The 8310-nt window shown below is 58.0% G+C and carries 6 protein-coding genes; 4 read left to right on the top strand and 2 right to left on the bottom strand.

The window, feature by feature from the left end:
• Positions 1 to 213: 213 nt before the first annotated feature.
• Positions 214 to 858 (top strand): hypothetical protein, encoded by a 645-nt coding sequence (locus tag AWB75_RS35580; RefSeq protein WP_061128624.1) that lies wholly within the window; start codon positions 214 to 216, stop codon positions 856 to 858.
• 115 nt (positions 859 to 973) lie between these two features.
• Here AWB75_RS35580 and AWB75_RS35575 read toward each other — a convergent pair whose 3' ends face one another.
• The gene (locus AWB75_RS35575; protein WP_061128623.1) at positions 974 to 1372 is read right to left on the bottom strand and encodes a hypothetical protein; all 399 of its coding nucleotides are present in this window, start codon (positions 1370 to 1372) and stop codon (positions 974 to 976) included.
• Between the two features lie 459 nt (positions 1373 to 1831).
• Positions 1832 to 2602, bottom strand: a complete 771-nt coding sequence (locus tag AWB75_RS35570) for an endonuclease NucS domain-containing protein (RefSeq protein ID WP_061128622.1) — start codon at positions 2600 to 2602, stop codon at positions 1832 to 1834.
• Between the two features lie 412 nt (positions 2603 to 3014).
• Here AWB75_RS35570 and AWB75_RS35565 point away from each other — a divergent pair, with 412 nt between their 5' ends.
• The 3 genes from AWB75_RS35565 (at position 3015) to AWB75_RS35555 (ending at position 8258) form a co-directional block, all read left to right on the top strand.
• The gene (locus AWB75_RS35565) at positions 3015 to 4595 is read left to right on the top strand and encodes an isocitrate lyase (RefSeq protein WP_061128621.1); all 1581 of its coding nucleotides are present in this window, start codon (positions 3015 to 3017) and stop codon (positions 4593 to 4595) included.
• A gap of 673 nt (positions 4596 to 5268) precedes the next feature.
• Entirely contained in the window at positions 5269 to 6534 is a 1266-nt protein-coding gene (locus tag AWB75_RS35560) for a hypothetical protein (RefSeq protein ID WP_143746657.1), read from the top strand.
• Positions 6535 to 6839: 305 nt separating this feature from the next.
• Positions 6840 to 8258 (top strand): ATP-binding protein, encoded by a 1419-nt coding sequence (locus tag AWB75_RS35555; protein ID WP_159462848.1) that lies wholly within the window; start codon positions 6840 to 6842, stop codon positions 8256 to 8258.
• The last annotated feature ends 52 nt before the right edge of the window (positions 8259 to 8310 follow it).

Here is an 8310-nt window from a genome sequence, read left to right as displayed (position 1 = left end):
ATGGCGAGGCGTTCTTCAGGTTGAAGGTGCTGGTATGAAGTAGTTTTGTCGGGCATTGCAACACCTTATACGAGATATAGGTGTTGCACCTCGCTTTTGAGGCCGCCATGTTAGAGCGGTGGCACTCGGAAAGCGCTTCTATTTTTGGTACGGCTTGATGTCGAAAATGTTTGAGTATGCGAAGGATGACGGCGCGGTCTGGCAAGAATCGATATGAACGAAATGAACGACGATATTGATGTGTGTGGCGGAACGGTCGAATCGGAAGCCTTATTACCGCTGTGGGCGCTCGGAAGTAGAGCGCTTGAGCTGGCCGGAATGCGAGACGATACTCCGGTTCTGACCTTTAAGATAGATGCGTCGTTGGCGGATTTCATTGCGTCGTGCGAGGAAGGAGGGCAGCTCACTTTTGGATGGTTTGAGACTCGCCAACCTGAGTTTATCCGTCTGCGTTATCGCGATGTCGAAATATACTGGCTCGTTGACAGACACGACCCGGAAATTTGGGAGGCCGTTTACAGATGGAACCTCGCTGGGCGAGTACCGATTAGGTTTGAAGTTGTCGATGGAACGCAAAGAAAGCTGCTCATCTGCACTGCGGATGTGCCTACAGACACCGGCCCATTTGACCCTGCACATAAGCTTTGTTACGCCGGAGGGGAGGAAGCGAGCACACACATGTGGATATGCCTGACGGCGCTGGCTGGAAACGGAAATTGGCAATGGGACGAGGAGGACGGCGAGATATACGACATTTGGACCGTGCCACTTCGACACAGTTTGTTTAGAGTGCTATTGACTCGGCGCTGGGAGGAATACCTGAACCATCGCGACGACGTCCCGGTTGATGTGGACTAAGACGTGAGGACCTCAAGCATCATGGTGGCGTTGCCGCCTTTCTACATCAGATGCGGCCTGTTCACAAAAAGCATTGGCGAGGGCCGGTCTAAAGACCCGCGCGAGGGACATGCCGTCATTCTTCATGGCTGTCGTCTCGTTCTTGGGTCGGGATGTTCGAGCCTGATCCGACACGATCCGTCAAAATCTGGCGCGTGCGCTCGATCGTCCAGGTTACCTCCGCGGTTGAAAAGTCCCATACTCCACTGTGGACCTTTTTGAGCACTCCTGCCTCGACCTTAGCCATCGTCGTTGCCAAGGACCACGCGTTTGCTGTCATCTTCCGGGACGCATACGCTGCCAGTTGCTCGGCGAGATCATCACATACGACGAACCTCTCATACACCTCGTCATCGGTCGGTCCGGCTTGGTATATGCCACCGACCTTTCGCAGCAAGAGCTTGGGCTGCGCCCCGGAAATCGCGCCCTGCGAGGTGGTCCTCGGAAAGTCGGCGGGAAGAGGCTTTGGGCTCATGTGGACACCTCGGCGCAAATGTTGCGTCCAAGGTATCAACGTCGATCGGCGTGCGCAAGAGATAACGACGCTGGCGCTTCAACGGAGCAGTGAGCCTACTGCGGGATGAAATCCGCATTCGTTGTGAGACAGGTTCGGCATCCACCAATATGAGCTGCGTTCGGGCTGCTTCAGCGAAAACAGCCGCAGAAGGTGGTATCTCAATGTCCGTGGAACGGAAGCGACCCTCGGCCTCGCGAGCGAAGGCACTCGGCATTGATTTGGGCCTGATGGATTTGCTGATACGTGCAGCAAGCGCCCAGCCCTGTTCCAATAACTCGAGTGCCGTGCCGGCGATTTCCGCGCTCCGACTCTTTCCTGGCTGCCCGCACGCGACTGCCCTGAGAGACCTGTAGACGATGCCACGCCGACAAGCCGCGGTCAGACGAGCACGCAGCTCAGCATACGACAGGGCGTCGCTCAGCCAGCGGCCGGGGCGGAGGATTCCTTTGGCAGGGCAGCCTCTGCCGTCCCAATGGCGTTGAGGTCGAATCGGAGCCGATACTCGAAGAGCGAGACGTTCGGCACGACTGCGATCGCTTCGCGCAAGCTCTCATTGATGGAGCGCGCGACAATGACGCCGCTCACCTGCTTACCGCGCGCGAGGTTCAGCGACACCCAGCCCATATAGCTCGCGATTTGGCCAATGGCTTTGTCCGGCGCCTCGCCGCGCTTCAGCTCGAAAACTACGAAATTGCCGTCGTCGTCGACGGCGAGAATGTCGATCCGGCGGCCACTGCTGGTGAGATACTCGCGGCCGGCCGACACGCCGTCGGAATAGAGGTGCAGGCGCTTGCCGTTTACCGGGATCGATTCGAGGTTGTCGGCGATGAACTCTTGCAACTGCCGTTCTAGGTGAAAGACGGTGTCCGCGAGGGACTCCGAGTCGTCACTGGACTCGGGTAGGGCTTCTGCGTCGTCTGTCACGTCGCCAAGGAGTTCTTCGGCCTGACCCGCGGCGCCTGGGCGCTGGATGCGCACCTCCGTCGGTGTTTCGATCACGCTCCATCCCATTTTCTCGAAGCCCCGGCGCAGTCGCTGCGAATTATCGCCGCCGCTGGTCGCCGCAGACATCCCGGGCGGCGTTTGCTCGGGGTGCAGCCGACACCATTTCTTCATTTCGTGCACTTGCACGCCCCCGTCGGGCATCGCCTCCACAATCAAATAGCGCTTCGTGCTTTGTCGTTCCATGCGCGGTCTCTCTTCTCGGCGAGGTGTTCGGGTCGCTCATTTTAGCGGCCTGCGCCCGGCGGGAAAGCGACCTCGAGCGTCGTGCCTACAGATCGCTTTGATGATGTCCAGCCGGCCATCCCGCATTCGCCGTCTTGTCGCGCTGCGCTATCCCGAAAGCACTTTTCACAATGCGGAACACTGCTGAACTTCTCGCAGCGTAGCTTTTTCAAGTCTTGAGAGCCTGTTTTGCATCGCGGAAACACGCTCCTATCTCGCTGAAAAGAAACAACAAAATATGTCTTATGTCTTATATAAGACTTCGCCAAAACGGCATCGGACGCCGGTACCATTTGGTCATGGATTTCGCTACGACTTACGTAGCGGCAGGTTCCACCATTTTTTCGACACACTTTCTTCTTAGGAGCTTCACGTGGCCCAGTATCAAGACGACATCAAGGCGGTTGCTGGTTTGAAGGAGCAGCAAGGCAGCGCGTGGAATGCCATCAATCCCGAATATGCGGCACGCATGCGCGCCCAGAACAAGTTCAAAACGGGCCTCGACATCGCCAAGTACACCGCCAAGATCATGCGCGCGGACATGGCCGCCTACGATGCCGACCCGTCCAAATACACGCAGTCGCTCGGCTGCTGGCACGGGTTCATCGGCCAGCAGAAGATGATCTCGATCAAGAAGCACTTCAATAGCACCGAGCGCCGTTACCTCTACCTGTCCGGCTGGATGGTCGCCGCGCTGCGCTCCGAGTTCGGCCCGCTGCCGGACCAGTCGATGCACGAAAAGACTTCCGTTAGCGCGCTGATCCGCGAGCTGTACACCTTCCTGCGCCAGGCCGACGCCCGTGAGCTCGGTGGCCTGTTCCGCCAGCTCGATGCCGCGCAAGGTCCGGCCAAGGCCGCCATTCAGGAAAAGATCGACAACCACGTGACGCACGTCGTGCCGATCATCGCCGACATCGACGCGGGTTTCGGCAACGCGGAAGCAACCTATCTGCTCGCCAAACAGTTCATCGAAGCAGGCGCGTGCTGCATTCAGATCGAAAACCAGGTGTCCGACGAGAAGCAGTGCGGTCACCAGGACGGCAAGGTCACCGTGCCTCACGAGGACTTCCTGGCCAAGATCCGCGCCATTCGCTACGCCTTCCTCGAACTGGGCGTGGACGACGGCATCATCGTGGCTCGGACCGACTCGCTGGGCGCCGGCCTGACCAAGCAGATCGCCGTGACTCACACGCCGGGCGACCTGGGCGATCAATACAATTCCTTCCTCGATTGCGAAGAATTGTCGGCCGACGAACTGGGCAACGGCGACGTCATCATCAAGCGTGACGGCAAGCTCCTGCGCCCCAAGCGTCTGCCGAGCAACTTGTTCCAGTTCCGCGTCGGCACGGGCGAAGCACGCTGCGTCCTGGATTGCGTCACCGCGCTGCAAAACGGCGCCGACCTGCTGTGGATCGAAACCGAAAAGCCGCATATCGCGCAGATCGGCGGCATGGTCAGCGAGATTCGCAAGGTCATCCCGAACGCGAAGCTGGTGTACAACAACAGCCCGTCGTTCAACTGGACGCTGAATTTCCGCCAGCAGGCGTTCGATGCGATGAAGGCCGCGGGCAAGGATGTGTCGGCGTACGACCGCGCGCAGCTGATGAGCGTGGAATACGACCAGACCGAACTGGCGACGCTCGCGGACGAAAAGATCCGCACCTTCCAGGCCGATTCGTCGCGCGAAGCGGGCATCTTCCATCACCTGATTACGCTGCCGACTTACCACACCGCCGCGCTGTCGACCGACAACCTGGCCAAGGAATACTTCGGCGAACAGGGCATGCTGGGTTATGTGGCTGGCGTGCAGCGCAAGGAAATCCGTCAGGGCATCGCGTGCGTCAAGCACCAGAACATGTCCGGCTCGGACATCGGCGACGACCACAAGGAGTATTTCAGCGGCGACGCGGCCCTGAAAGCGGCGGGCAAAGGCAACACGATGAATCAGTTCTGATACCGGTGATACTCAAGCAAAACGCCAACCTCGAGCGGTTGGCGTTTTTCGTCGTGTTTCACGGCAACGCGACCTCACTCATCGAGGCACCGTCGTCGGAAGGGTTCCAGGGAAGTCGAAGAAGCGGACCGTGGCCTAAGTTGCTAGCGCTGATTCTCGTGAGGCAGCGTTAGCGCACTTGATGGTCCACCGCGAGTGCGGTTGCGCTGGCGAGGGCAGGCAAAGGCAGACTCTTTCGGCCCTCTTCGGCCATCATCAGGTAGTCAACTCGACATTTGGCAATACCTTCGCGGGACTTTGCACGCGAGCGCTCAATTGCGCAAGAATGACTGATCGAGCGGTTTCCGATTGAGCGTAAGCGTCGCCTCTGTTCCTTTTGGCCCATATAATCGATGATCTCGACCGGAACGGTAGCGCAAAAAATTGCGGCGCGCGGAAATTTGCAGTGTACTCGCGTAACTGGAAATACAGTTCAATCGCGAGTTTCCGATGCCGACTTCCCGCCACCGGGGAACAGCCGCGACACGAGCAAGGTCATTTTTTCGTTCGAAGTCAAATTCCGATCACACGCACGATAAACATCAGAATGGAAAATCCCTCAGAGTTTGATAGTTTGAGCAGCGCCGCTGCAGGAGCTTACCGACAGAACGCCTTCTACTATCGAATGGAAAGCATGTTCGATCTCGAACCTGCCGATGCTTATCCGCTACCTTTCGCCGTTCCGTTCCATGCGCATGAGTACGTCCATTTTCTACACAACGCATCGACGACGGCCGGGCAGGCGTACTTAGTGGCAAACCTGATTTTGCTGAGAGCTTTGGCCGCCGGTGCCAACGATTGCGGGCACTTCCTCGGGGGCGAGGCGTTGGAGGCCGAGCAGCTCGACTGGCTTCGTCTTGCAGGGGCAGTAATGCGTACGCAGCTTGGGGCGACCTCGGCACGGGAGATGCAGAATTGCACCGACATCCGCACATGGGAGTGTGGCGCGCCTGAACTAGTCGAGGGTGGACTGGTCGACACTATTCACGCGACCTTCACAGCGCGGGAGGCATCTGGCGAACAGAAGAGTGAGTGCTTTGCAATCGGCCTTAGTTTTATAACGGAGGGCGTCGCCTATGAGATCGACCGCGAAATGCGTCGCCTCGGCGGTCAGCCGGTCGATTCATTGGATGCGGCAACAAAAGCGTTTCCCTATCTCGCGTACCGTGTGCTTGTTCGCAGTTGGTCAGGTCGAGACTTGTCGGCCAAGGACTACATCGCGATTGGAGTTTCTGCCTTACATTGCAACGTTGCTGGTTTTGGCCTGTCTGAAATCTGTCGTTTCCTCAAGGCTTCGACCGCTTCGGTCGATCAGGTTCTCAATCACGTCCGTCCTCAGTGGAATCAGGCTTCGACCAAAGTGCTTGACGACATACGGACGCAACGGACCGACCTGAGTCAGGGCGATGTGATTTGGACGGCTATGGGCGAGTACATGAAACTAGCTGAGGCCGGGGCGCAGCTGCGTCGGAGTCGTTGGGCACCAGAATTAGATTTCTTGTCGGGAACGATGACGACGGACGGTTTCAAACGGGCCGTAAGCACCATGCTTGACTGCTTGGTTATCCAGAGTAAGCCCGAGGGAAGGTTCGACATGTACTGGCATGGACCTAATGTCGTCGCGCGAACTGACCAAACAATTCAATGTCTGGGCGCACTGCAGTCAGCATTGCATTTCAGTCAACTTCACCTTGGTCAAGATGGCTCCGCATACGCGACCGATACTCTCCCTGCAACTGCCTGTCCGTTCTCTGGAGGATGCGGCGTCGAAGCGAGTGAGGGATTCCCATCCGACTGCAAATCTTTCCCATGGAGACGTGCTTCGGGATTGGATGCCGGCAAGAAGGTTTGCTGGTATGCAGCCGGTGTGAAAGCGCTCCGATCCTCGTCACGTAGGTAAGCTCGTCCAAATTCGATGAACGCGTGCGAGAGTTCATTGCGGTATTTGCGGCAGACGAGAAGCGAATGTCACTTTCCGCCATACCTGCGGGCGCACGGGTGTCCGGTCGTCGCGGGTTCCGAGTGGGAGAGAGTGTTGAGCAGTTCGACCGTTCCCGGCCGAGGAAATGCCTTGAACACAAAGTCGATCATCGAAAGCCAGTCTGTAAGCGGTACCCGATGTATATCGAGGGATATAGGCGTCCGTCCCGAGCGGCTTCGCAACTAGCTGATGCACGGCTTTATGCGGGTGAACGTCTGCCGTCCATGGTCGAAGCCTTGCTTTCGGTAGGACCTTTCCTTGGCTGCGCCGCTGCGCCGCTGCGGCGGGAGGCGCGAGGTCTGCGATTCCGGGATTCGCGCGATAATCACGCGGTCGTGAGTGGTGTTGCGGCCGATTTGGTTCATCTTGCCACTCGCTGTCGCAGCAAGTACGGCAAACCGCTGGCCAATAAAGACAAAGAAGAGCAACAGATAAAGTGCGGGGATGAAATGGCAAAACCGAAACGGAAGGTGGACGACTCGACGGGGTCGCTCTTCGAAGAGAACTATCTTGTCCGCACCCTGGGCCATATCGCCCACGACCCGGAGATTGCGCTCACGGAGCTGGTGGCTAATGCTTGGGATGCAGGAGCATCGCTGGTCGATCTCATTATTCCGCCCACGCATAGCCTCGTCTTGACGGTTCAAGACGATGGCCACGGCATGACGGCTGCCCAGTTCAGGGCCCGGTGGATGAAACTCGGTTTTGACCGGACCAAGCATCAAGGCTCAAACGTGGAGTTCCCGCCAGAGCGGAAGGGGTGGCGGCGGCGGGCTTATGGGCACAATGGCGTCGGGCGTCATGGATTGTTGTGCTTCGCCGATCAATATTCGGTCGAAACTTGGCGCGGTGATAAGGGCGCGAGCTTTGAGATCGGAACGCGAGGTCAGGAGTCGCCCTTTAATATCGAGAAGGAAGGCGCTTTCTTGCGAGCGGGCCACGGAACGAAGCTTTCGGTGATGGTCGAGCGGCATCTGCCCAACCCGGACCGAATTCGCGACATTCTGTCCGCCCGCTTTCTGCACGATCCGCAGTTCGTTGTGCGGGTCAACGGACAGTCTGTAGAGTTGGCGGATCAAACGGGGCTCATTGAGCGAATGAATCTTTCGATCGAAGGGTGTCCGCCGGCGGAGGCCTACGTCGTGGACTCAACGCGAGCTGGCAAATCGACGATCTACCAAGGGATTGCGTTCTGGGTGAATGGTCGTTTGGTCGGCACGCCCGGTTGGGTTGTCGGCTCCGAGGCGGTCCTTGACGGTCGTGCTCGATTTGCAAAGCGCTATTCGATTGTGGTCAAGACGAGTGATGGCTGGATGTCGGAGATCGAACCGGACTGGGCTCGATTCAAGAATGGGCCGGCCGTTGACGCGCTGTTCGCGGCGGTTCGGCAATATGCCCAGAAGGTGTTTGCGTCTTTGTCTTCGACCCTAGTGGAGGAGAGCTCGGAAGAGGCGCTAATTCGCAATCGCGAGCAGTTTAAAGAGTTATCGCAACTCGGTCGCGCTGAGGTGGCCACCTTCGCGCGTGAGCTCGTGAAGAGCACGCCGACGGTCTCCCAGGACGTCCTTTCCGCTGCCGTTCAGGCCTTGATTAATTTGGAAAAGGCACGCGGCGGCGCTAATGCCGTTCAGTTAAGCGACTGAACGGCATTTTATTTTGGCGCGGGAAGTAGTTGTAAACGTTGCGCCGACCTGT

The sequence above is a fragment of the Caballeronia catudaia genome (assembly GCF_001544755.2).
GTDB lineage: Bacteria > Pseudomonadota > Gammaproteobacteria > Burkholderiales > Burkholderiaceae > Caballeronia > Caballeronia catudaia.
Note: the sequence above shows the minus strand (reverse complement) of the source record. Positions and strands in the feature narration are given on the sequence as shown.